The following is a 20,637-nucleotide window of genomic DNA, read 5'->3' on the forward strand; positions in this document are numbered from 1 at the left end:
CTTTCGCATAGGTTCTATGTCTTTAAGCCCAACGGCCCTCGAAGGAGCCGTTGGGCATTGGCCAGACAAGATCGACCTCTGCGTCAGGCGCGTGACGGCAGCAGGGGATAGCCGACCATGACGGCGCGGCCAAGCAGGGCTGCGACGAAAGCCTTGATCACATCGCCGGGAATGAAGGCCATCGAGCCGACGAAAGCTTTCGTGAAGCCGAGGCCGGCGACGGTCGCCAGATAGGTGATACCGAAGGCGTAGAGCACGACGATGCCGCCGACCATGGCGGTGAGGAAGAAGCTCACCGTCTGCACCAGGCCGGATTGCTGATCGTTGACCAACCGTTCGCTGAGATAGCCGGTGACGAAGGCGGCAAAGATCCAGCCGATCAGGAAGCCGGCCGTTGGCGACGCGAAGATCGCAAGCCCGCCGCGGCCGCCGGAAAGCACTGGCAGCCCGATGGCGACCAGCACCAGCACGATCAGCACGGCAATCGCGCCGCGCCGGGCGCCGAGCACGACGCCGGCCATCATGACGCCGAGGGATTGCGCAGTGATCGGCACAGGAATGAAGCCGAGCGAGATCGGCGGCAGCAGGCCAAGCGCCACGATGATTGCGGCAAAGAGGGCGGTAAGAACGAGGTCGCGAGTGCTCATCATGAATTCCGTGTTTATCAATCGTTAACTCACATGCCGCCGAATGCCGCGCGCGTCAATCGCCGCGGCGATATTATCCGCATCCCTGAGCGTCAGGATGATCAGCGGCGCCAGCAGCGTCGTCGGCCGGACCTTCAGCCCGCGTGCCTTATGCGCCTCGCGGATCGCCTGATAACGGCCGACGATCTCCGGCACGAAACGCAGCACCAGCCCGAGCGCCAGGCCGATATCGTCGGCCTGCACCCAGCCGGTGCGTTCGAGTGGGCGGGCAAGCGCCGTTACCTCGTCGATGAACTCAGCGATCGACGTCGTCGCCGTCACGGTAGCGGCAAGCAGCATCAGTGCCGTCAGCCGCAGCAGGGGCACGAGTGCTTCCTGCCAGGGATTGAAGATGAGGTTGAAGAGTGCGACGACCGCGATCGTCAGGAAGATCGGCCGCAGCCGCCTGAGGCCATCGGCAAACGGCAGGCCGATCATCCGGTAGAGAGCCGCCGTCAGCAGCACGGCGATCGAAAGCAGGATGAGGTTCCCACTGACGAACAGCACCACGCCGAAGATCGTCAGCGACAACAGCTTTAGCCGCGGCGAGAGCCGGTGCATCACGCTGTTGCCTTCGACATAGAGCGACTGCATCAGGCGGCGATCTCCTTGTAGCGGGCGATCGCCTCAGTAGCCGGCGCATCGGCGGCAAGCCGCCCTTCATGAAACAGCAGCACCCGCTCGAAATCGGCGATCAGCTCCAGATCATGCGTGATGATGATGGCGCTTTCCGGCAGCCCGGCGATAATCCCTTCGACCAGCGCCCGGTTCTTGAGGTCGAGCTGGTTGGTCGGTTCGTCGAGGATCAGAATGCCTGGCCCCGTTGCCAGCACCGAGCAAAGGGCCGCCACCTGCAGCTCGCCGCCGGAAAGCTCATGCGCGCGCCGATCGGCCAGCGCCTCGGCGCCGAAGCGGGCCAGCACGCCCTCGACCTTCGCCTCGATCTCAGCCTTGGTGAAGCCTCGCCGCTTCAGCCCGAAGGCGATGTCGTCTTTGACGATCGGCAGGATGATCTGGTTCTGCGGCGACTGAAAGATGAAGCCGACATCGGCCACCGCAGTCTTTTCGCCGCTGGTGTCGCGGCCGTTGACGGTGACACGGCCGACCGACGGTTTGGCCAATCCATTGATGAGCCGCGCGAACGTCGTCTTGCCCGAGCCGTTCAGCCCGATGACGCCGATGCGTTTTCCGCTGATGCCAAGCGTCAGCGGCTGCAGCGCCACCCGTGCCCCGAAACTGACCCCGGCACCTTCGAAACGAATATCCAAACCAATCCCTCGCATCCACGCGATCCCGCTTCTATACGGGTAATCGAGGGTGATGAAAGAGCAAAGTGCGCTGTCGATATCGGGTGGCTAGGAAGATTTTCCGGATTATGATGGGGTCATGACGAATCTGCTTTCCAATTCCGACGCCCGCCGGGTCTTTCTTGCCAAGCAGGGACTCAGCGCCCCGCCGAACCGCGCCTTGACCAAGGCAGGCCTGCTGCAGCTCATCCATGAACTGGGTTTCGTCCAGGTGGACAGCATCCAGACGGTGGAGCGGGCTCATCATCAGATCCTGTTTTCCCGCAATCAGACCTATAGGCGCGAACATCTGAAGGCGCTGCTCGAAAAGGACGGCGCGCTGTTCGAGCACTGGACACATGATGCTTCCATCCTGCCGAGCGCCTTCTTCGTCTATTGGAAGCACAAGTTCCTTCATCAGGAAAGGGTGATCATCGAACGCTGGCGCAAATGGCGCGGCGAGGGCTTCGAGGCGGCTTTCGAGGAGACCTATGAGCGCGTGCGACGCGACGGCGCGATCCTGTCGCGCGACATCAAGGCCGATGGACACATTTCCGGCGGCTGGTGGAACTGGCACCCGAACAAGACGGCGCTCGAATATTTCTGGCACACCGGCAAGCTCGCCATCGCCGGCCGCTCGAACTTCCAGAAGATCTATGATCTAACCGAGCGGGTCATTCCGGCCGAATTCCGCGAGCCGGAGGTGAGCCGCGAGGAGTTTGTCGACTGGGCCTGCCGCAGCGCGCTTGCCCGCCTCGGCTTTGCTACCCATGGCGAGATCGCAGCTTTTTGGAACCTCGTCTCGCCCGATGAGGCCAAGACCTGGGTATCAGCCCATCGCGACGAACTGGTCGAAGTGCTGATCGAACCGGCGCTCGACGGCAAGGCGCGACCCTCCTGGGCCTTTGCCGATTTCCCGTCGACGCTCGACAGCTATCCCGATGCTCCGCCCCGCATCCGCGTGCTCAGCCCCTTCGACCCGATGATCCGCGACCGCAATCGCACCGAACGCCTGTTCGGCTTCTTCTACCGCATTGAAGTCTTCGTGCCCGAGCCGAAGCGCGAATATGGCTATTACGTCTTCCCGCTGCTCGAAGGCGACCGTCTGATCGGCCGCATCGACATGAAGGCGGATCGCAAGAAATCGACGCTCGATGTCAAACGGCTCTGGCTGGAGCCGGGCGTCAAGCCGTCGGCCGGCCGGCTGGAGAGGTTGGAAGCCGAGCTGGAGCGGGTCGCGCGGTTTGCCGGTGTGGAGAAGGTCGTGTTTCTGGAGGGGTTGGGGAGGGGTCTTTGTCTCTGCCTTGCCGACCGCGGGCTCCCCTCAGCAGATCTCCGTCGTGCTGATCTTGATGCCGAACCCTTCGAGGCCGACATAGTGGCGCTCGCGGCTGGTGAGCAGCTCGATCGAGCTGACGCCGAGATCCCTAAGGATCTGGGCGCCGAGGCCGATTTCCAGCCATTCGCCGTCGCGCGTCTGGGCTTCGGCATGGGCTTCTCGGCCCTGGTTGCGGCACTTGCGGTCAATCTCGAACGATGTAAGATAAGAAAATCCAAGGAGAAAACATTGCAAAGCAGACGCTTATCAAATATGTGTATTATATTAGTATATCCACTATTATTTATTGTATTGTTTGTGTATAATTATTTCAATCAATATTATTTAGTATTAAATGGTAATTTTCTCGGCGACGGTGTTTGTTATAATGATATTAAGATGCACTTCATTAGACATGTCGCAGCAATAGTATCGTTTTGTGTTGCCTACATATGTATTTTCCTTTTGGCAAGGAATCGGTTTTCCGTTAGCGTGGCTGTTTCAGCATTGGTTGCTTTTGCATGCTCCATCGTTCTTTCTGGGCAGATTATAAGTAATTTTGTTTGCCCAGAATAACATCTCCGGGTCGTAAAAACTACGTATGAATATCGCTTGGCGGCAGCCGCTAAGCTCCTTCAGCAGATCTCCGTCGTGCTGATCTTGATGCCGAAACCTTCCAGGCCGACATAGTGGCGCTCGCGGCTGGTGAGCAGCTTGATCGAGCTGACGCCGAGATCCCTAAGGATCTGCGCGCCGAGGCCGATTTCCAGCCATTCGCTGTCGCGGGTCTGGGCTTCGGCATGGGCCTCGCGGCCCTGGTTGCGGGCCTTGCGGCCATTGTCGGTGTGGCCGACGCCGACGGAGCCCTCGCGCAGATAGACGATGACGCCGCGGCCTTGCTCGGCGATCTTCTGCATGTAGAAATCGACCGGGCTGTTCTTGCCGAAGAGGTCCTCGGCGACGTTCTCCGGATGCAGGCGCACCGGGATGTCGACGCCGTCGCGGATGTCGCCGAAGACGACGGCGAGATGCTGCATCGGGTCCCAGGGCAGGGAATAGGTATGGGCCTTGGCCTTGCCGAACGGCGTCTCGATATCGAAGCTGGTGCCGAGTTCGATCAGCGTTTCCTTGCGCTGGCGATAGGCGATGAGATCGGCGACGGAGACGAGCTTCAGCCCGTGCTGTTCGGCGAACTCCACCACCTGCGGCCCGCGCGTCACCGTGCCGTCGTCGTTGACCAGTTCGGAGATGACGCCGATCAGCGGCAGGCCGGCAAGCTTGCAGAGGTCGACGGCGGCTTCCGTATGGCCGGAGCGCATCAGCACGCCGCCTTCGCGGGAAACCAGCGGGAAGATGTGGCCGGGACGGACGAAATCGGAAGCGCCGACATTCGGATTGGCGAGGTTGCGCACCGTCAGCGTCCGGTCGTCGGCCGAGATGCCGGTCGTCGTGCCGTGCTTGAAATCGACCGAGACGGTGAAGGCCGTCGTATGGGCGGAATCGTTTTCAGCCACCATGGCGTTGAGGTTGAGGCGCTTGGCCTCTTCCTTCGGCATCGGCGCGCAGACGATGCCGGAGGTGTGGCGCACGATGAAGGCCATCTTCTCGGGCGTGCAATGCACGGCGGCGACGATCAGGTCGCCCTCGTTCTCGCGGTCGTTGTCGTCCATGACGACGACGATCTCGCCGGCCTCGAAGGCCCGGATGGCGTCGACGACGCGCTTCTGGTCATAAGACATGGGGCGAGAACTCCTATTTCAGACGGCCGGTCTGGCCGCGGTCGCGAAGATAATGGTCGGCGATGGCGCAGGCGACCATCGCCTCGCCGATCGGCACGGCGCGGATGCCGACGCAGGGGTCGTGCCGGCCCTTGGTGCGGATATCGACGTTCTTGCCCTCCGCATCGATCGACTGGCGTTCGGTCAGGATCGACGAGGTCGGCTTGACGGCGAAACGCGCCACCACCGGCTGCCCGGTGGAGATGCCGCCGAGAATACCGCCGGCATTGTTGGAAAGGAAGATCGGCGTGCCGTCATTGCCCATGCGCATCTCGTCGGCATTGTCTTCGCCTGACGTTTCGGCGGCGGCAAAACCATTGCCGATCTCGACGCCCTTGACGGCGTTGATCGACATCAGCAGCGAGGCGATATCCTGGTCGAGCTTGGCATAGATCGGCGCGCCGAGGCCGGCCGGCACACCTTCGGCGATCACTTCGATGACGGCGCCGATCGAGGAGCCGTTCTTGCGGATGCCGTCGAGATATTCCTCCCAGACCGGCACGATCGCGGCGTCGGGCGAGAAGAACGGGTTCTGCCCGATCTGATCCCAGTCCCAGTTGCGGCGGTCGATCTTGTGTTTGCCGATCTGCACCAGCGCGCCGTGCACGGTGACGCCAGGCACGACGAGGCGGGCGATGCCGCCGGCGGCAACGCGGGCGGCAGTCTCGCGCGCCGAGGAGCGGCCGCCGCCGCGATAGTCGCGAATGCCGTATTTGAGGTCGTAGGTATAATCGGCATGGCCGGGGCGGTATTGCCGGGCGATCTCGCCGTAATCCTTGGAGCGCTGGTCGGTGTTTTCGATCAGCATCGAGATCGGCGTGCCGGTGGTCGTCATCGTCTCGCCATCGGCATCGAGCATGACGCCTGATAGTACCTTCACCAGGTCGTCCTCGCGCCGCTGCGTCACGAAGCGGGATTGGCCGGGCTTGCGCTTGTCGAGCCAGACCTGCAGGTCCTCGAGCTTGAAGCTGAGCCCCGGAGGGCAGCCGTCGACGACGCAGCCGAGCGCCGGACCATGGCTTTCGCCCCAGGTGGTTACGCGGAAGAGGTGACCGAATGTATTGTGCGACATGTGTTCCCACGGTGGCGCGCCAAAGCTGGCCGCGCCATTGCTTGAAAAGGCGCGACACTCATAGGCCAAAAAGCCGCCGAGGCAAAAGCCTTTCTTTGCACCAAACCGGCAGCTCAGGAAATGCTGTTTCCGTTCGGTGCCGGGGACGGGCGGCCCATATTGCCGCCACTCTCTTCGCACAGGCGGGGAGGGGTAGGGCGAGAGCATCGGCAGGCCGCGATCACGACGCCAGCCGCCACCCCGCTCCTGTGGCTTCGTTGGTGAAATCGTCGAAGGAGAGCGGCCGCGAGAAGGCATAACCCTGCAGGATATCGCAGCCGAGATCGCGCAGCAGTGCGGCATGGGCTGCCGTCTCCACCCCTTCGGCCACGGTCTCGACGCCGAGCGAGCGGGCGATCTCGATGATCGAGCTGACCAGCGCCCGCTCCTGCGAGGCATTGACGATCGGCTGCACCAGCTGGCGGTCGATCTTCAGCCGTTTGGGCTTCAGCTTCAACAGGCTGACGATCGAGGTATGGCCGGTGCCGAAATCGTCGATCTCGATATCGATGCCAAGCGCCTTGATGCGCTCGAGATTCTGCGAGACGACGTCCTCGCTCTCGTCGAGGAAGATCGATTCCACCAGTTCGAAGGAGATCTCGCCGGGACGGATATGCAGGTCGGCGAGCGATTCCAACAGGCTGCCGTCATGCAGCCGCCGCGCCGAAACATTGACCGAGACTTTGGGCACCACAATGCCGCGCGCCGTCCAGCGCATCTTGTCGCGCAGCGCCGTTTCCAGCACGATCCGGTCGAGCATCTGTACGACGTTGATCTCGTCGGCGATGCGCAGGAACTTGTCGGGGGCGAGCCACCCTTTGGAGGGATGCTTCCAGCGGACCAGCGCCTCGACGCCCGTCAGCTCCATCGTCCGGGCGCAGAATTGCGGCTGATACCAGGCGGTGAATTCGCCATTCTCGATGCCGGCGAGAATCTCGTCGGCCGTGCGCTTGGTGTTGATGATATCGGCCTGGAGATTATGATTGAAGAATTCGAAGCGGTTGCGGCCCGTGCTCTTGGCGCGGTAGAGCGCGATATCGGCATTGATCAGCACCTTGCGCGCATCGACATGGATGCCGTTGGCAAGCGCGATACCGATCGACACGCCGCAGCGGCAGGAAAAACCCTGGAAATCGATCGGCTGGCGCATCTCCTCGATGATCCGCGCCGAAAGCTGCGCCATCTCCTTGTCGCCGACGTCAAGGGCGAGGATGACGAACTCGTCGCCGCCGATGCGCGCGACGATGTCGCTGCCACGGACGTTCTTGGCGAGCATCTTGGAGGCGTGCACCAGCATCGCATCGCCGGCGGCATGGCCGAGCGTGTCGTTGATGTCCTTGAAGCGGTCGAGATCGATATGCAGGATCGAGAATTTCTGCCGCTCCCGGCGGCCGTCCTGGGTGAGATTTTCGAGCGCGATGTCGAGCTTGCGGCGGTTGGCGAGGGCGGTCAGCGGGTCGTGCAGCGAATTGTGCTCGATCCTGTTCTTGACAAGCTCGAGCTCGATATTCTTGGCGACTGCCTCGTCCTTGGCCGCTTTCAGCCGGATCGTCATCAGCACGTCTTCGGTGGCGTCGAAGGCGATGCCCATGATCTTCATCTCGCCGGTCCCCGTCTGGTGGACCTTGCCGACCGAGCGTACATAGCGCACCGAGCCGTCGTCGACGAGCACGCGGCAGACGAGGGTGTGTGTATCGCCGTTTTGCTTGAAGTGACGCGCGCTTTCGAGCGCGAGAGCCCGGTCCTCGGGGTGGATGCAGCCAAGCCAGGTCTCTTCGGTCATGAAGCCGTTGCGCGGCGCAAGGCCATAGAGCTCGTGCATCCGCTCGTTCCAGATCGAGCCGCCGAGGCCGGGCCGGGCTTCCCATATGCCGCACTGATAGGAATTGAGCGCCAGGTCGAGCCGGCTGGAAAGCTCGGCGAGCTGCCCCTCGCGGCTCGACAGCTCTTCAAGCGCCAGCTCCAGCTCGGCATTCTTGACCTCGCTCGTATCCTTGGCCTTGCGCAGCGTATCGGTGATCTCCGCATCGGCGGTCACATCCCAGACGATGCCGATCGTCTTGCTGACGCCGCCGGCATCCGTATAGAAGGCGCCGACCGAGCGCAGGTGGCGGATCCGGCCGTCGGCGAGCACGATGCGGTATTGCGCCGTGCAGGCAGCACCGGCAATGCTGCAGCTGAAGAAATGCACTTCGGCGACGTCGCGGTCCTCGGGCAGGACCGCCGCCAGCCACTCGTCGAGCGCCCAGCTTCCTTCCTCAGCCGGCTTGCCGTGCAGGGCCGCGGCGCGCGTGTCCCAGAGCAGGCTGCTCGAATCATCCTGCAGCTCCCAAATGCCGATATTCGAGGATTCCAGCGCCAGATTGAGCCGCTGCGACAATTCCAGCAGTTTTGCCTCGCGCGTTTCCAGCGCGGTAATATTGCGATTGCGCTCGCCGAGCAGAAGGGTCGCGAAGAAGATCGGCACGATGATGATGAAGCCCGCGGCAAGGATGATCAGGCGCAGCTCGGTGCGGTTTTCGGGTATCGCGTTCCAGCCGCTGTTCGGGACCGCGGAAAGCTCCCACTTGCCGCCGGCAAAGCCGATCTTCTGACGCATCGGATGCTTGTCATCGATATCGGACGAACCGAAGAACGGCGCCGGCAGAGCAGCATTGGTCGCGGCCGCGCCGATATCGCGGATAGCGATCGAAAGATGGCCGAGATGCGGATAGCGTTCCCGGTTCTCGCGGTCGCGCGCCGGCATCAGCCCGGTCGCCTGGTAGAACATCGTCTGGTCGATGGCGACTTCGACCGCCCCCCAGAGCCGCCGTTCGCCGTTCTCCCTGACGAAAACCGGGAAGAAGATGGCAAAGGCGTCGCGGCTGTCAATGCTGATCGGGCCGTAGAAGCGCGCCGACTGGTCGCCGGCCGCACCGGTCATCGCCTGGCGAAAGAAGAGAGCCTCGCGCACGTCGCGGCCGATCCGCTCGTTGCCGGATTGCGCGGGGTGAATGTCACGGATGATGAAATCAGGTGCGATGGCGATATGAATGAAAGACGGGTTCTGGATCAGCAGCCAGTTGATCTGGCGTTCCATCTCCTCTCCGTTTGCCGTGCTGACGGAGATCAGGTTCGTCAGGTCGCGCACGACGCTGAGGTCCATATTGATCTCGGCCATGACGCGGGCGCGGATCAGGTTCGTCTCGTTTTCGGTGCGGATATGAAGTTCGCGAACATGAGACGCAGTATTGGCCTGGTCGAGCCCGAAGCCGACCACGATGACGACCAGGGCGACAAGCGACGAAACCAGAAACGAGACGCGGCTATTCTTCAACACGCGCCGCAACTGCTTGCTGTCGCTGAGCCTGGATAACAAAATGAAACCCCCATGTTGACGAGCAACTGTAGGGCGCGCGGGTTAATTTACGATTGCCCGCCGGCGATGCCGAGAGATCGCGGGAAGGGAAAACCGCGGATTACCGCACCATCTTGATTATATTTAAAATCCTATTCATCAATTGGGCGGGAAAAGCCATTCTTAAGGGCAATTTTCGCCATATTCAGGAGCTTATCTGTGGCCAGTCATGTTCTCGTGCAGCGTCTTAAAAGGATTGTCGCCATGCGTTTCGTCGTCGCCACGCTTTTGGCAACAGCAAGCTTCCTGTCACCGATGAGCGGTTTTGCCGAGAGCGCCGATGTCGAAGCGACGATCAAGAAGGTCGACACGGCCAACCTCGTGCTGACGCTCGATGACGGAAAAACCTATCAGGCGCCCGAGGAATTCAATTTCGACGGCCTCGAAGCCGGCGTGAAGGTGATCGTCTTCTATACCGAGGTCGACGGCAAGCGCGTCATCAACGATCTCGATATCGTTAAATAGGCAGTTCTCTGGAGAATGACCGGATGAAGCACGCCTCGATCATAGTGCGCGCGGATTGGGATGAAGAGGCTGGTGTTTGGGTTGCCAGTAGCGACGATATCGAAGGGCTGGCCGTCGAGGCCGATACTTTCGAAACCCTCGAGCCCAAAGTCGTCGCTGTTATAACCGACCTTTTCGAGCTGAACGGCTTCACCTCGAGCCTGCCGGAAATCCCCGTCCACATCATGGCGGAACAGCTCGTTCGCATCCCCAATCCGACCTACTGAGCGCATGGCAGGCTGGCAATGGCTACAGCCAGACGATCGTCCGCTCATTGGTTTCGATCCTGGCGATCCGGTCCTGCGGGATCGCGCCTTCCGCAGCGCTGCTTTTCGGCAGGTCGGCGATCGTCTGGAAAAGCGTTCGGATGACGCCGCCATGGGTCACGCAGACCGTCGGACGATCGACGGAGTTTAGCCAAGAGCCGGTGCGCCAGGAGAGGATTTCATAGCTTTCCGCGTCATCGCCAGGCGGGATGAAATCCCATTTCGAGGCGTTGCGTTCCGCCACCCGCTCGCGCTGCGTTGCCTTCAGCTCCTTGATCGTCGAGCCCTCCCAGTCGCCGAAGGAAATTTCCACCAGCCTCGGATCGGTGCGATAGGCCAGCGGCGCCAAGCCCATGGCGGTGCGCATGATTTCCATCGTCGCGCGTGTGCGCTGGAGCGGGCTTGCGACGAAATCGAACTGGTCGATCGTGTCGCCGAGAATCCCGGCAAGCGCGATGCCGTTCTGCCGGGCCTGTTCCAGGCCCGTGGCATTCATCGGGATATCCTTCTGGCCCTGCAGGCGGCGCTCGGCATTCCAGGCGGTCTGGCCGTGTCTGATCACGTAGATAAGCACGGTCTCGCATCCATATGGAGAAATCAGTCCTTGACGACGGAAATGTCGGGCGCGTCGACCGCCTTCATGCCGATGACATGATAGCCGCTGTCGGCATGGTGCACTTCGCCGGTGACGGAGCGCGACAGGTCCGACAGGAGGTAGAGGCCGACATCGCCGACTTCCTCGATGGTGACGGTGCGGCGCAGCGGCGCGTTATATTCGTTCCACTTCAGAATGTAGCGGAAATCGCCGATGCCCGAGGCGGCAAGCGTCTTGATCGGTCCGGCCGAAACCGCGTTGACGCGGATGTTCTGCGGCCCGAGGTCGACTGCGAGATATTTGACGCTCGCTTCGAGCGCGGCCTTGGCGACACCCATGACGTTATAGTTCGGCATCACTTTTTCGGCGCCGTAATAGGTCAGCGTCAGCATGGCGCCGCCATCCGTCATCAGCTTCTCGGCGCGGCGTGCGACCGAGGTGAAAGAATAGACGGAGATCTGCATCGTCTTGGCGAAATTGTCGGCCGAGGTGTCGACGTAGCGGCCGGTCAGCTCGTCCTTGTCTGAAAAGCCGATCGCATGCACGAGGAAATCGATCTTGCCCCAGAGCTTTTCGACGTTCCCGAAAACCTCATCGATGGTGGCTTCATCGGCGACGTCACAGTGGCCGACGAGCGTCGCGCCGATTTCGGCAGCGAGCGGCTCGACGCGCTTCTTCAGCGCATCGCCCTGATAGGTGAACGCGACTTCTCCGCCCTGCGCATGAATGGCCTTGGCAATACCCCACGCAATCGAACGATTGTTGGCGACACCCATGATGACGCCGCGTTTGCCTGCCATGAGGCCGGATGCTTGAGCCATATTTCGCTCCCTAGGATTCTGATCGATCCTGCCTATGGCATAGGCCGTTAATCGGTTCAAGCTTGGCCTGGATCATCAACTGTTAGGGATCGTAATAAAGGGTGCGAATGTCATAAAAATTTCATAGGAACAGGCCTTCGCGCATGCTCCGCATGAGATCGGTGATTTTGTCGTCGGGTTTTTCCCACAAGATAATGCGCAACTCGACGACCAGATCGCCTCTGCCGCCCTCTTCGCGAGGCAATCCCTGGCCGGGAATTCTAATCGTCTTGTCCGAGCCGGACCATGCGGGGATCGTCACGTTCAGCGGCCCGCTCGGTCCTTCGATACGCGCCTCTGTGCCGAGCACGGCATTTTCGATGCTGAGCGGCAGCACGGCGTGCAGATCGAAACCGTCGACCGTAAAGCGCGGATCGGGTGCGATGCGAATGTTGATGACGGCGTCGCCGCGCTGCATGCCAGGCAGCTTGAAGCCCTGTCCCTTGAGCCTGATCTCGTGACCGTCGGTCGTGCCTGCCGGCAATGCGAAGCCGATTTCGCGGCCCTCCGGCAACGATGCGGTGATCCAGCTGCTCTTCAACACGTCGTCGATCGTGACCGTCGCCGTCGTCACCTCGTCCGGTGCTTTCTCGAGGCCGGTATCCTTGGCACCGGTGAAACGGCGCACCAGGTTCGTCAGGATGCTGAGCGGCAGCGACAGGTTGGCGGCGGCATTTGGCCCAGCTTCGCCCGCTTCCTCGTCGCCCTTGGTGTCGGTCTCGGCGGCATCGCCATCCACGCGCCTGCCTGCCTCGCCCTGAGCGTTTTGTGTCTGCTGATTTTGGGCGTGCTGATATTGTGTCTGCTGGGCGCGACCCTGCGCCTGGCCGCCGCCGGCCGCGCGCGCCTGGGCGCCAAAAATGCGATCCACCATCTCGTCGGCGGCCTCGGTAGCGCCTGCCTGTTGCCTGTTGCCGTCGGCGGCCGCCTTCTGGGCGGCGCGCGCCAGCTCTTCCATCAGGCGCTCGGCATTGGCCTGCGCCGCCTTGGCGCGCACGGCCGCCTCGCGGGCAGCCTGGCGCTGCTGCATGATCGTCTGTTCGTGCTTCTTGGCTTCGGCCATCCGCACGGCATTGTCGAACAGGCTGCGTTTGCGCGGGTCCTTCAGGGTTTCATAGGCACGGCCGATCTCGGCGAACCGGGCCGTCGCCGTCGGATCGTCCTGATTGTGGTCGGGATGGGCTGATTTGGCCATGTTGCGCCAGGCGGCCTTGATCTCGTCTGCTGCCGCGTCGCGCTTGACGCCCAGAATTTTGTAAGGATCGCGCATGTTAAAACCGCCGGTGTTGCGATGCGGCAAGCCTCGTCCTTGCCCGGCATCCCCGTCCAATAAAACGTGTGTGGCGTCACCCGCCGCAAAGGCAGGAACAGCCACTCTCAACGCCGATCCTGCGGGCCGAGTTGCTAATCACCTGTTATTTCTGTGAAGAGATGTGGGGTGTTTCGCGGTAAATGGTTAGCTCTTTGCTAAGCATTCGGCAGAAAGCGGTCACACGTTAACCTGTTGGGGAGGGCGCCTCGCGTCTTTTCGACGCGCAAAGGACGCTGTAATATTTGAACGACCTCAGGAAGATCAGCTCTCAGGCTGGAAACTCAGAAGCTGCCAGTTGCCGCCGCCGACGAGGCAGGTCTTGCCGTAGAATTTGGCGATGCCGACATAGGAATGCCGGGTCGTGCGGAACTGGCGACAGACCTGGCCGGACTCATTGTTCTCGACGATCGTATCGATGACGCCGGCACTGCCGGTCGATGCGTTCGCCCAGGGAAGCGGCTGGCCCTCGAGCCTTTGCACATCGGCCGAGGTTACGGCGTTGCGCACGGTCATTTCGTCGGAAAGCGTGTCGGTGCTCGGCGGCGTCTGCGGCACGGTGCCGGTTGCCACCGACCGGTCGACCTTGGCTTCACTCAGGAAATCCATGCCGCCGCCGACGCAGCCGGATAGCGACAATATCGCGACGCCGGTGACGAAGAACACACTGCTGCGTCGCCGCAGGCCCTTTGTATGGCGAGATGACTTTGCTATGACTTCCACCCTGCATCCTGTCCAGTTATCAAAAGCTGGGCGAGTTTTGAATAATCCGGGGCATTTGAACCAATATGTCGGCAAACGAGTTAACAAGCGGTGACTTTACCGAAAGTGGCGAGCCCTTCAAGCTCTTTGCCGAATGGCTGAAAGAAGCCGAGGCTTCCGAGCCCAATGACCCCAATGCGGTGGCGTTGGCAACGGTCGATGAGGATGGTCTTCCCAATGTCCGCATGGTTCTCCTGAAGGGATTCGACGACGACGGTTTCGTCTTTTACACCAATTTCGAGAGCCAGAAAGGCCGCGAAATTCTCGGCCAGAAAAAGGCCGCCATGTGCTTTCACTGGAAAAGCCTGCGCCGGCAGGTCAGGCTGCGCGGCCCGGTCGAGATCGTCACCGACGCCGAAGCCGACGCCTATTTCAAGACGCGGGCGCGCGGCAGCCGCATCGGCGCCTGGGCCTCAAAACAATCACGCCCGCTCGAAAGCCGTTTCGCGCTTGAGAAAGCCGTGGCCGAATATACCGCCCGTTATGCCATCGGCGAGATTCCGCGCCCAGCCCACTGGTCGGGCTTCCGCATCCGGCCGACCTCGATCGAATTCTGGAAGGACCAGAAATTCCGCCTGCATGACCGCGTCGAATTTCGCCGGCCGTCACCGGAGGGCGAATGGGACAAGGTGCGAATGTATCCGTAACGGGCTTACCTGCCCATCAGCTTCAGCGGTATGCCGGAGGCGAGCGCCGAGACGTAGCGTCGCTTCTGGTAGAAGCCGTTGAGCGAAATGCGCGGGAGATAGCCGGTCAATTGCGCTGACGGCAGCCCGGGCTGCGTGGTGACCGCAAGGGTAAAGCCGAGATTGCGAGCGATGCGCGCCTCGCGGGCGGTCGCAGCCTCCGGCGTGCCATAGGGATAGGCGATCGTCTCGGGACGGATGCCGGTCAGTGCTTCGACGTAATCCGCCGAAACCTGCATTTCGATTCGGGCTTCGGCTTCCGGCAGGCGGGCGAGCGCGCGATGGCTGATCGTATGGGCGCCGAGCGTTGCGAGCGGGTGTGCCGCCAGCCATTGCAATTCGCCGGGCCCCATCACCAGCTCGCGGACGATATCCGTCGGCTCGATGCCGTTTTCGCGCGCCAGCAGATCGATGGCGGCAACGGCGCGCGCCTCGTCGGAGCCGTGGATATACCAGGCAAAACGGTCGAAGGCATGCCATTGCTGCTGCGGGCTGTCCAGCACCAGGCGCTCTCTGCTGCGGCCGAAATCGAAGTAGATTTCGCTTGGCCGGCGCAGGAGGACGGCGAGCGTCTCCCACCAGATGCTGTGAGAGCCTTCGGCAAAACCCTTGGCGACGAACACCGTGAACGGCGCCTGATGCCGCTCGAATACCGGCAGCGCATGCTCCAGATTGTTGCTGTATCCGTCGTCGAGCGTGAAGGCCGCAAAAGGCTTTGCGCCCTCGGGCTCCGCCAGCAGCGCCGGCACCTGATCGAGCGGCACGAAGCGGTAGCCCTCTCGCCGCAGCCGCCGCAGCGCCGCATCGAGAAAACGGGGAGTGATTTCGAGATGCGCATTCGGCTCGAAGGCCTGGGGCAGGTGCGGGCGGACATGATGCAGCGTGAAGACAACGCCGCGCCCGCGTGCTTCGCGCATCAGTCCGACTGACGCCAGCAGCCAGGAAAATTCGAGCCCGGCGCCGATCGCCAGTCGTTTGCCCAATCGCTTGAATTGTCCCGTCATGCGGCGCCTATCCCTTGCCTTTTCAGGAAACTAGCAAGTGCGACTTAAGCCTTGCTGAATCCCGATCCGGCACGGGTCTTTCATTTCCTGTTTACCAAGACGATGAAAAGACTAGAAAAATGATAGGCGTTGCCTCAAAGTCGCGCCAAACTTACGGCTTCTGTCACATTACGGCACAAATGCCGGTCTGACCGAGAGCCGGCATCAATGGCTGCGCATCGGGGGCCAGCGTATGAGGGGCCAGGGTATGAGGGGAAAGTGCATGAGAAAGCTTTTGGCGGCTGTTTTGACCGTAACGCTTGCCGTTTCGGCGCCGCTTGCGGCCCTTGCCGGCAACGCTTCGCTGATCCTCGATGCCCGGACCGGCAAGGTTCTCGCCTCCGAAAACGCCGATACGCTGAACCATCCGGCCTCGCTGACGAAGATGATGACGCTCTATCTCACCTTCGAGGCATTGAAACGCGGCAAGATCGCCTGGGACACCCCGATCCGGATGTCGAAATACGCCGCTACACGCCCGCCGACCAAGCTTGGCGTCAAGGCGGGCGGCACGATCACCGTGCGCGAGGCGGTCTATGGCATGATCGTCAAGTCCGCCAATGATGCCGCCTCCGCCATGGGTGAGAAGCTCGCCGGCTCGGAAAGCGGCTTTGCCCGGGTGATGACGGCCAGAGCCCGCCAGCTCGGCATGAGCCGCACCGTCTTCGTCAATGCCTCCGGCCTGCCGGACGGTCGACAGGTCACGACGGCGCGTGACATGTCGACGCTCGCCATCGCGCTGATGAAGAATTATCCGAACGAATACCGGCTGTTTTCGACGGCCAGTTTCAATTTCCGCGGCCGGACGGTGCGCGGCCACAACAATCTCATGTACCGCTACCAGGGCATGGACGGCATCAAGACCGGTTATACCAACGCCTCCGGCTTCAACCTCGTCAGCGCCGTCAGAGACGGCAACCGCCGCGTCGTCGGCGTCGTGCTCGGTGGCCGCACGGCCCGCAGCCGCGACGCCAAGATGGCTGGTTTGCTCGACCGTTATCTCGGCCGTGCCTCGTCCTCCGGCGGCGCAAAGCTCGTCGCGAGTGTCGGCGCGAGGGAACCCGTCGAAGTCGCGTCTGCCGCTGAGGCCTCCGATGTTCCGGTGCCGCTCAACGCACCGCGCCCAGCCGACGATCTCGCAGCCAAAAGCCTTGCCTATGCCGACGATACCGTCGTGCCGCTGGAGCGTCCCGTCGCGATGGACGAGATCCTGAACGCCGGCAAGACGCCGAAGACATCGGCAGAGAAGACCAATGGCGACTGGCAGATCCAGATCTCGGCCGCACCAAGTGCCGATGCGGCGCGTGCGCTTCTCGCCCAGGCGAAGTCGGAAGGCGGCGCACCGCTCGTGTCCGCCTCGCCCTATACGGAGGCGGTCGGGCAGGGGGTCAACAAGATCTATCGCGCCCGCTTCGTCGGCTTCGCCAGCAAGGATGCCGCCGTCTCGGCCTGCGACGCGCTGAAGCAGCGCTCCTATGACTGCATGCTGCTGCCGGACCACGGCTGACCGCCGCCCGGCAGTCTGGACAATCCAGTTCTGGACAATCATTGGGAATCAGCGTCTCCTCCATAAACAAAAGGAGAACGTTTATGCTGCGCCGTCTCGCCGATCAGTTCGAAATTTCTTCCTCCACCCATGTCGCGGCCCACGGCATCGAGCGTGATGCCGATTGGTTCCTTCTGAAACTGCAGGAGGAAATGGGCGAGCTGACACAGGCCTGGAATCGGCTGACCGGGCGCGGTCGTGCGAAGGGGCGTTCACCGGAAGATATGCAGCAAGACCTTGCCGACGAGACCGCCGACGTCCTCGGCCACCTCCTGCTCTTCGCCCGACACAACGGTATCGACCTTGCCGCCGCGATCGAACGCAAATGGCTGTTTCAGCCGGCGCAAACGTCGAAGAGCTGATGCAAGGCGCCGAAAATGCGCAGTGTGTTTGCGGGCGACGGCATTTCGATGTGACGCGCTTTAGGCGAGACTGTCCCTCGTCAACCGCACCAGGATTCTCCCGCAGCTTAAGTCAGCCGACTTTATAGCGGTAGAATTTGCTGTCCACCGCCATCAGCGGGAAGGCGCGGGGCAGGGCGCTCTTGGCAATCTCGCTAAAGCCGTTCTTCTCGTAGAAACGGTGCGCGGCGACGAATTTGTCGGTCGTGCCGAGGAAGATATCGGTGAGGCCGGCATCCCTGGCATGGGCAAAAAGGCGATCGAGAAGCCGCGCCGCGACGCCATGCTCGCGGCCGCGAACCGCAGCTGAGACGAACATCTTGCGCAGCGCCGCCTGATTGTTGCCGATATCCTTGAGCCCGACGGTGCCGACGATGGCGCCATCCTTGACGGCGACCCAGAACTGCCCCTTGCCGGACTGATAGAAATCCGGGATGACCCTGAGATCCGGCTGCTCATCCGCGGTGATATCGATGCCGAATTCCTGGCGCTGGATCGGCAGGATCACCGAAAGCACGGCATCGGCGTCATCGGCGGTGAAGGTTCTGATCTCGACATCCGCCATGACGGGTCCTTTCGCCTCAGGTCTGCGTGCCGCCGACCGTCACCTGATCCATGCGCAGATGCGGCTGGCCGACGCCGACCGGAACCCATTGGCCGGCCTTGCCGCAATTGCCGATGCCGGTATCGAGCTTCATGTCGTTGCCGATCATCGACACCCGCTTCATCGCATCCGGGCCGTTGCCGATCAGCATCGCGCCCTTGATCGGCGCACCGACCTTGCCGTTCTCGATCAGATAGGCCTCGGTGCAGCCGAAGACGAACTTGCCGGAGGTGATGTCCACCTGGCCGCCGCCGAAGGAGACGGCATAGATGCCCTTCTTCACCGAGGCGATGATCTCCTCGGGCGTCTTGTCGCCGCCGAGCATATAGGTGTTGGTCATGCGCGGCATCGGCACATGCGAATAGCCCTGGCGGCGGCCGTTGCCGGTCGGCGCCATGCCCATCAGCCGGGCATTCTGCCGGTCCTGCATATATCCGACGAGCTTGCCGTTCTCGATCAGCACATTATAGGCCGAGGGCGTGCCCTCATCGTCGATGGTGATCGAGCCGCGGCGATTGTCGATCGTGCCGTCATCGACGACAGTGACGCCGGGAGCGGCGACCATCTGGCCGAGAAGACCGGCAAAGGCCGAGGTCTTCTTGCGGTTGAAATCGCCTTCCAGCCCGTGACCGACAGCCTCGTGCAGCATCACGCCCGGCCAGCCGGAGCCGAGCACCACGTCCATCGTGCCCGCCGGCGCATCGATCGCCTCGAGATTGACGAGCGCCTGGCGCAGCGCCTCGTCGGCGCCGTATTGCCAACTGCCCTCGGCGATGAAATCACCGAAGCCGATGCGCCCGCCGTGGCCGTAAGAGCCGCTCTCCTGCCGATCGCCTTCGCCGACCATCACCGAGATGTTGATGCGTGTCATCGGCCTGATGTCGCGCACGCGGTGTCCGTCGGCGCGCAGGATATCGACGACCTGCCAGCTTGCGGCAACCGAGGCCGTCACCTGGCGCACCTTGTCATTCTTGCCCCTGAGATAGGCGTCGATGTCCTGCAGGACCTTGACCTTCTCCTCGAAGCTCGGCTGACCGATCGGGTTCTCGTCGCTGTAGAATTTCTTGTTGGTGCCCTGGGGCGCTGCCGCATAGGAGCCGGAATAGCCGCGCGTCACCGCGCCGACGGCATCGGCCGCCCGCTTCAGCGCCGCCACCGAAAGATCGCCTGCATGGGCATAGCCGACGGCTTCGCCGGCAACCGCACGCAGGCCGAAACCCTGTTCGGTGTTGAAGCTGCCGCCCTTGAGCCGGCCATTGTCGAAGGTCAGCGCTTCCGCCTGCGCATGCTCGATGAACAATTCGCCGTCATCGGCGCCGGACAAGGCTTCGGCGACAAGGTCACGCATCGTGGCTTCGTCGGCATCGAAAAGCGTCAGGAGATCGGTGTTCATGATAGGGCTCCAATGGGCATGCGTTCAGGAGTGCACTTACTCCTTAGATAGGGCTCCACATCATAAGGAGTGAAGCCCTGCCGTCGAATTATTCTTTTTTGGGCAGGGCGATATTGGAAATGGAATGGCTTTGTGGTGAGGCGCCGCCGTATCCCACCCTCATTCCTGTGCTCGTCACAGGAATCCAGCCACCGCGCGTTCGCGCGGTGAATGAATCTCTGCAACAGCTAAAATGTCTCCCGCGCCCAAGGACTTGGGCGCACTGGATTCCTGTGACGAGCACAGGAATGAGGGAGGTGAGCGCATATGTGCGTGCTTTCACCGCCCAATTCGCGCCTTTACCACCGCCTCAGCCGGCTAACAACGCCCGCGCAACTCGAAACGCGCTTCGGGGCCGAAACACGGAACTCGTAGCCCCCGCATCACGGCAGGGCGTCGAAGCCTTCGGCGAAGCCCTTGAGGTCGACGGGGATGCCGATGCCTTCTTCCGGGGTCTGGAAGACGATGAAGGTTGCCTGCGCACCGCTGCGGAAGGTCTTGAGCAGCTCATCCTCGAGCACGACCTCGGCGTAGCAGCCGTCGGCAAAGCAGCGGACGAAATAGGCGCGGCCGATATCCTTGCCGTCGACATTGAGCCCGAGGCCGTTCGGCAGCAGCACGCCAAGTGGCGCCAGCACGCGGAGGATCTTCGACTTGCGGTCGGCCGTCTTCAGGACGACGACGGAAAGCCCGACCTCCGGCCGGTCCTCGGCGATGACGTTTTGCATCAGCGCGCATTGTTCGGTCGCCGCACCCGCCGGCTTGTCGCAGACGACGGACCATGCGCCATGATTGGACTTCACCGTGCCCGGCGCCGGCGGCTGTGTCTGGCCAGGCACCGGTTCGACATTCGGTTTGGCCGCACTCGGCTGTTGCGGCGCCGGAGCAGGGGCCGGCGCCGGCGCGGAAGCCGGGGGCTCGGCCTGTGACGGGGTGGGTTGCTGCTGGGCGAAAACGGGCGTCGTCGCTGCGGCCGCGATGCTGGCAGTCAGGAGAAGCGACTGCGCGAGGGAACGGAAACCCATGGAAACCTCTGGATATCGAATCATTGCG

The 20,637-nt window shown here is 62.1% G+C and carries 19 protein-coding genes and 2 pseudogenes; 6 read left to right on the forward strand and 15 right to left on the reverse strand.

Translation table 11 applies throughout. The features are described 5' to 3' along the window. Positions 1 to 83: 83 nt before the first annotated feature. Genes GFM02_RS23630 through GFM02_RS23640 form a run of 3 tightly spaced genes read right to left on the reverse strand, consistent with a single transcriptional unit; the run spans position 84 to position 1,954 of the window. Complete coding sequence (locus GFM02_RS23630) at positions 84 to 647, reverse strand: biotin transporter BioY (RefSeq protein ID WP_026264979.1); 564 nt, start codon at positions 645 to 647, stop codon at positions 84 to 86. Positions 648 to 671: 24 nt separating this feature from the next. Next, the gene (locus GFM02_RS23635; RefSeq protein WP_168322970.1) at positions 672 to 1,280 is read right to left on the reverse strand and encodes an energy-coupling factor transporter transmembrane component T family protein; all 609 of its coding nucleotides are present in this window, start codon (positions 1,278 to 1,280) and stop codon (positions 672 to 674) included. Continuing rightward, entirely contained in the window at positions 1,280 to 1,954 is a 675-nt protein-coding gene (locus GFM02_RS23640; RefSeq protein ID WP_168305959.1) for an energy-coupling factor ABC transporter ATP-binding protein, read from the reverse strand. The genes GFM02_RS23635 and GFM02_RS23640 overlap by 1 nt, the downstream gene beginning before the upstream one ends. Before the next feature lie 118 nt (positions 1,955 to 2,072). Here GFM02_RS23640 and GFM02_RS23645 point away from each other — a divergent pair. Further along, positions 2,073 to 3,251, forward strand: a pseudogene (locus GFM02_RS23645) (winged helix-turn-helix domain-containing protein); the annotation flags it as partial. A 45-nt stretch (positions 3,252 to 3,296) separates the two neighbouring features. Here the strand turns inward: GFM02_RS23645 and GFM02_RS23650 are convergent. The 4 genes and pseudogenes from GFM02_RS23650 to GFM02_RS23665 form a co-directional block, all read right to left on the reverse strand. Further along, positions 3,297 to 3,494 (reverse strand): annotated as a pseudogene (locus tag GFM02_RS23650) (3,4-dihydroxy-2-butanone-4-phosphate synthase); the annotation flags it as partial. A gap of 431 nt (positions 3,495 to 3,925) precedes the next feature. Beyond that, complete coding sequence (gene ribB, locus GFM02_RS23655) at positions 3,926 to 5,029, reverse strand: 3,4-dihydroxy-2-butanone-4-phosphate synthase (protein ID WP_168322971.1); 1,104 nt, start codon at positions 5,027 to 5,029, stop codon at positions 3,926 to 3,928. Between the two features lie 13 nt (positions 5,030 to 5,042). Beyond that, a complete protein-coding gene (gene aroC, locus GFM02_RS23660; protein WP_168322972.1) occupies positions 5,043 to 6,140 on the reverse strand; it encodes a chorismate synthase in 1,098 nt (365 codons plus the stop codon). A gap of 220 nt (positions 6,141 to 6,360) precedes the next feature. Further along, entirely contained in the window at positions 6,361 to 9,537 is a 3,177-nt protein-coding gene (locus GFM02_RS23665) for a bifunctional diguanylate cyclase/phosphodiesterase (RefSeq protein ID WP_168322973.1), read from the reverse strand. 243 nt (positions 9,538 to 9,780) lie between these two features. On the opposite strand from GFM02_RS23665, the gene GFM02_RS23670 reads away from it, so the two are divergent. Together GFM02_RS23670 and GFM02_RS23675 are read left to right on the forward strand one after the other, a co-directional pair. After that, entirely contained in the window at positions 9,781 to 10,041 is a 261-nt protein-coding gene (locus tag GFM02_RS23670) for a DUF1344 domain-containing protein (protein ID WP_003569889.1), read from the forward strand. Between the two features lie 23 nt (positions 10,042 to 10,064). After that, positions 10,065 to 10,307 carry a DUF1902 domain-containing protein gene (locus GFM02_RS23675; protein WP_020048764.1) on the forward strand — a complete coding sequence of 81 codons (243 nt, stop codon included), beginning with the start codon at positions 10,065 to 10,067 and terminating at the stop codon, positions 10,305 to 10,307. A gap of 22 nt (positions 10,308 to 10,329) precedes the next feature. On the opposite strand, the gene GFM02_RS23680 is transcribed toward GFM02_RS23675, so the two are convergent. The 4 genes from GFM02_RS23680 to GFM02_RS23695 form a co-directional block, all read right to left on the reverse strand. Next, entirely contained in the window at positions 10,330 to 10,920 is a 591-nt protein-coding gene (locus tag GFM02_RS23680) for a histidine phosphatase family protein (protein WP_020048765.1), read from the reverse strand. Between the two features lie 23 nt (positions 10,921 to 10,943). Continuing rightward, positions 10,944 to 11,762, reverse strand: a complete 819-nt coding sequence (fabI, locus tag GFM02_RS23685; protein ID WP_003545976.1) for an enoyl-ACP reductase FabI — start codon at positions 11,760 to 11,762, stop codon at positions 10,944 to 10,946. A gap of 121 nt (positions 11,763 to 11,883) precedes the next feature. Next, on the reverse strand, positions 11,884 to 13,101 hold the full coding sequence (locus tag GFM02_RS23690) for a J domain-containing protein (protein WP_205930432.1): 1,218 nt from the start codon (positions 13,099 to 13,101) through the stop codon (positions 11,884 to 11,886). Positions 13,102 to 13,374: 273 nt separating this feature from the next. Beyond that, positions 13,375 to 13,833: an RT0821/Lpp0805 family surface protein gene (locus GFM02_RS23695; RefSeq protein ID WP_168265702.1), complete on the reverse strand. Its 459-nt coding sequence runs from the start codon at positions 13,831 to 13,833 to the stop codon at positions 13,375 to 13,377. A 65-nt stretch (positions 13,834 to 13,898) separates the two neighbouring features. Between GFM02_RS23695 and pdxH the strand changes: the two genes are divergently transcribed. Continuing rightward, positions 13,899 to 14,519, forward strand: a complete 621-nt coding sequence (gene pdxH, locus GFM02_RS23700) for a pyridoxamine 5'-phosphate oxidase (RefSeq protein WP_028742776.1) — start codon at positions 13,899 to 13,901, stop codon at positions 14,517 to 14,519. 5 nt (positions 14,520 to 14,524) lie between these two features. Here the strand turns inward: pdxH and GFM02_RS23705 are convergent, their stop codons facing one another. Then, positions 14,525 to 15,562, reverse strand: coding sequence for a polysaccharide deacetylase family protein (locus tag GFM02_RS23705; protein ID WP_168322975.1), 1,038 nt, complete (start codon positions 15,560 to 15,562; stop codon positions 14,525 to 14,527). Between the two features lie 262 nt (positions 15,563 to 15,824). On the opposite strand from GFM02_RS23705, the gene GFM02_RS23710 reads away from it, so the two are divergent. Then, positions 15,825 to 17,108: a D-alanyl-D-alanine carboxypeptidase family protein gene (locus GFM02_RS23710; protein WP_168322976.1), complete on the forward strand. Its 1,284-nt coding sequence runs from the start codon at positions 15,825 to 15,827 to the stop codon at positions 17,106 to 17,108. Positions 17,109 to 17,191: 83 nt separating this feature from the next. Continuing rightward, complete coding sequence (locus GFM02_RS23715; RefSeq protein WP_168322977.1) at positions 17,192 to 17,509, forward strand: MazG nucleotide pyrophosphohydrolase domain-containing protein; 318 nt, start codon at positions 17,192 to 17,194, stop codon at positions 17,507 to 17,509. 112 nt (positions 17,510 to 17,621) lie between these two features. Here the strand turns inward: GFM02_RS23715 and GFM02_RS23720 are convergent, their stop codons facing one another. From GFM02_RS23720 to GFM02_RS23730, 3 genes are all read right to left on the reverse strand, one after another. Further along, the gene (locus GFM02_RS23720; protein ID WP_168322978.1) at positions 17,622 to 18,113 is read right to left on the reverse strand and encodes a GNAT family N-acetyltransferase; all 492 of its coding nucleotides are present in this window, start codon (positions 18,111 to 18,113) and stop codon (positions 17,622 to 17,624) included. Positions 18,114 to 18,129: 16 nt separating this feature from the next. Continuing rightward, entirely contained in the window at positions 18,130 to 19,545 is a 1,416-nt protein-coding gene (gene tldD, locus GFM02_RS23725; protein WP_168322979.1) for a metalloprotease TldD, read from the reverse strand. 422 nt (positions 19,546 to 19,967) lie between these two features. Then, the gene (locus GFM02_RS23730) at positions 19,968 to 20,633 is read right to left on the reverse strand and encodes an invasion associated locus B family protein (RefSeq protein WP_205930433.1); all 666 of its coding nucleotides are present in this window, start codon (positions 20,631 to 20,633) and stop codon (positions 19,968 to 19,970) included. Positions 20,634 to 20,637 lie beyond the last annotated feature (4 nt).

Origin of the sequence: Rhizobium leguminosarum bv. viciae, assembly GCF_012276115.1 — a bacterium.
In the GTDB taxonomy this organism is placed as follows: domain Bacteria; phylum Pseudomonadota; class Alphaproteobacteria; order Rhizobiales; family Rhizobiaceae; genus Rhizobium; species Rhizobium leguminosarum_T.

Bases quoted from the DNA above. Each gene is read 5' to 3' on its own strand.
- GFM02_RS23630 (WP_026264979.1), bottom strand. From the start codon at position 647: ATGAGCACTCGCGACCTCGTTCTTACCGCCCTCTTTGCCGCAATCATC.
- GFM02_RS23635 (WP_168322970.1), bottom strand. From the start codon at position 1,280: ATGCAGTCGCTCTATGTCGAAGGCAACAGCGTGATGCACCGGCTCTCG.
- ribB (WP_168322971.1), bottom strand. From the start codon at position 5,029: ATGTCTTATGACCAGAAGCGCGTCGTCGACGCCATCCGGGCCTTCGAG.
- aroC (WP_168322972.1), bottom strand. From the start codon at position 6,140: ATGTCGCACAATACATTCGGTCACCTCTTCCGCGTAACCACCTGGGGC.
- GFM02_RS23670 (WP_003569889.1), top strand. From the start codon at position 9,781: ATGCGTTTCGTCGTCGCCACGCTTTTGGCAACAGCAAGCTTCCTGTCA.
- GFM02_RS23675 (WP_020048764.1), top strand. From the start codon at position 10,065: ATGAAGCACGCCTCGATCATAGTGCGCGCGGATTGGGATGAAGAGGCT.
- fabI (WP_003545976.1), bottom strand. From the start codon at position 11,762: ATGGCTCAAGCATCCGGCCTCATGGCAGGCAAACGCGGCGTCATCATG.
- pdxH (WP_028742776.1), top strand. From the start codon at position 13,899: ATGTCGGCAAACGAGTTAACAAGCGGTGACTTTACCGAAAGTGGCGAG.
- GFM02_RS23705 (WP_168322975.1), bottom strand. From the start codon at position 15,562: ATGACGGGACAATTCAAGCGATTGGGCAAACGACTGGCGATCGGCGCC.
- GFM02_RS23710 (WP_168322976.1), top strand. From the start codon at position 15,825: ATGAGAAAGCTTTTGGCGGCTGTTTTGACCGTAACGCTTGCCGTTTCG.
- GFM02_RS23715 (WP_168322977.1), top strand. From the start codon at position 17,192: ATGCTGCGCCGTCTCGCCGATCAGTTCGAAATTTCTTCCTCCACCCAT.
- GFM02_RS23720 (WP_168322978.1), bottom strand. From the start codon at position 18,113: ATGGCGGATGTCGAGATCAGAACCTTCACCGCCGATGACGCCGATGCC.
- tldD (WP_168322979.1), bottom strand. From the start codon at position 19,545: ATGAACACCGATCTCCTGACGCTTTTCGATGCCGACGAAGCCACGATG.
- GFM02_RS23730 (WP_205930433.1), bottom strand. From the start codon at position 20,633: ATGATTCGATATCCAGAGGTTTCCATGGGTTTCCGTTCCCTCGCGCAG.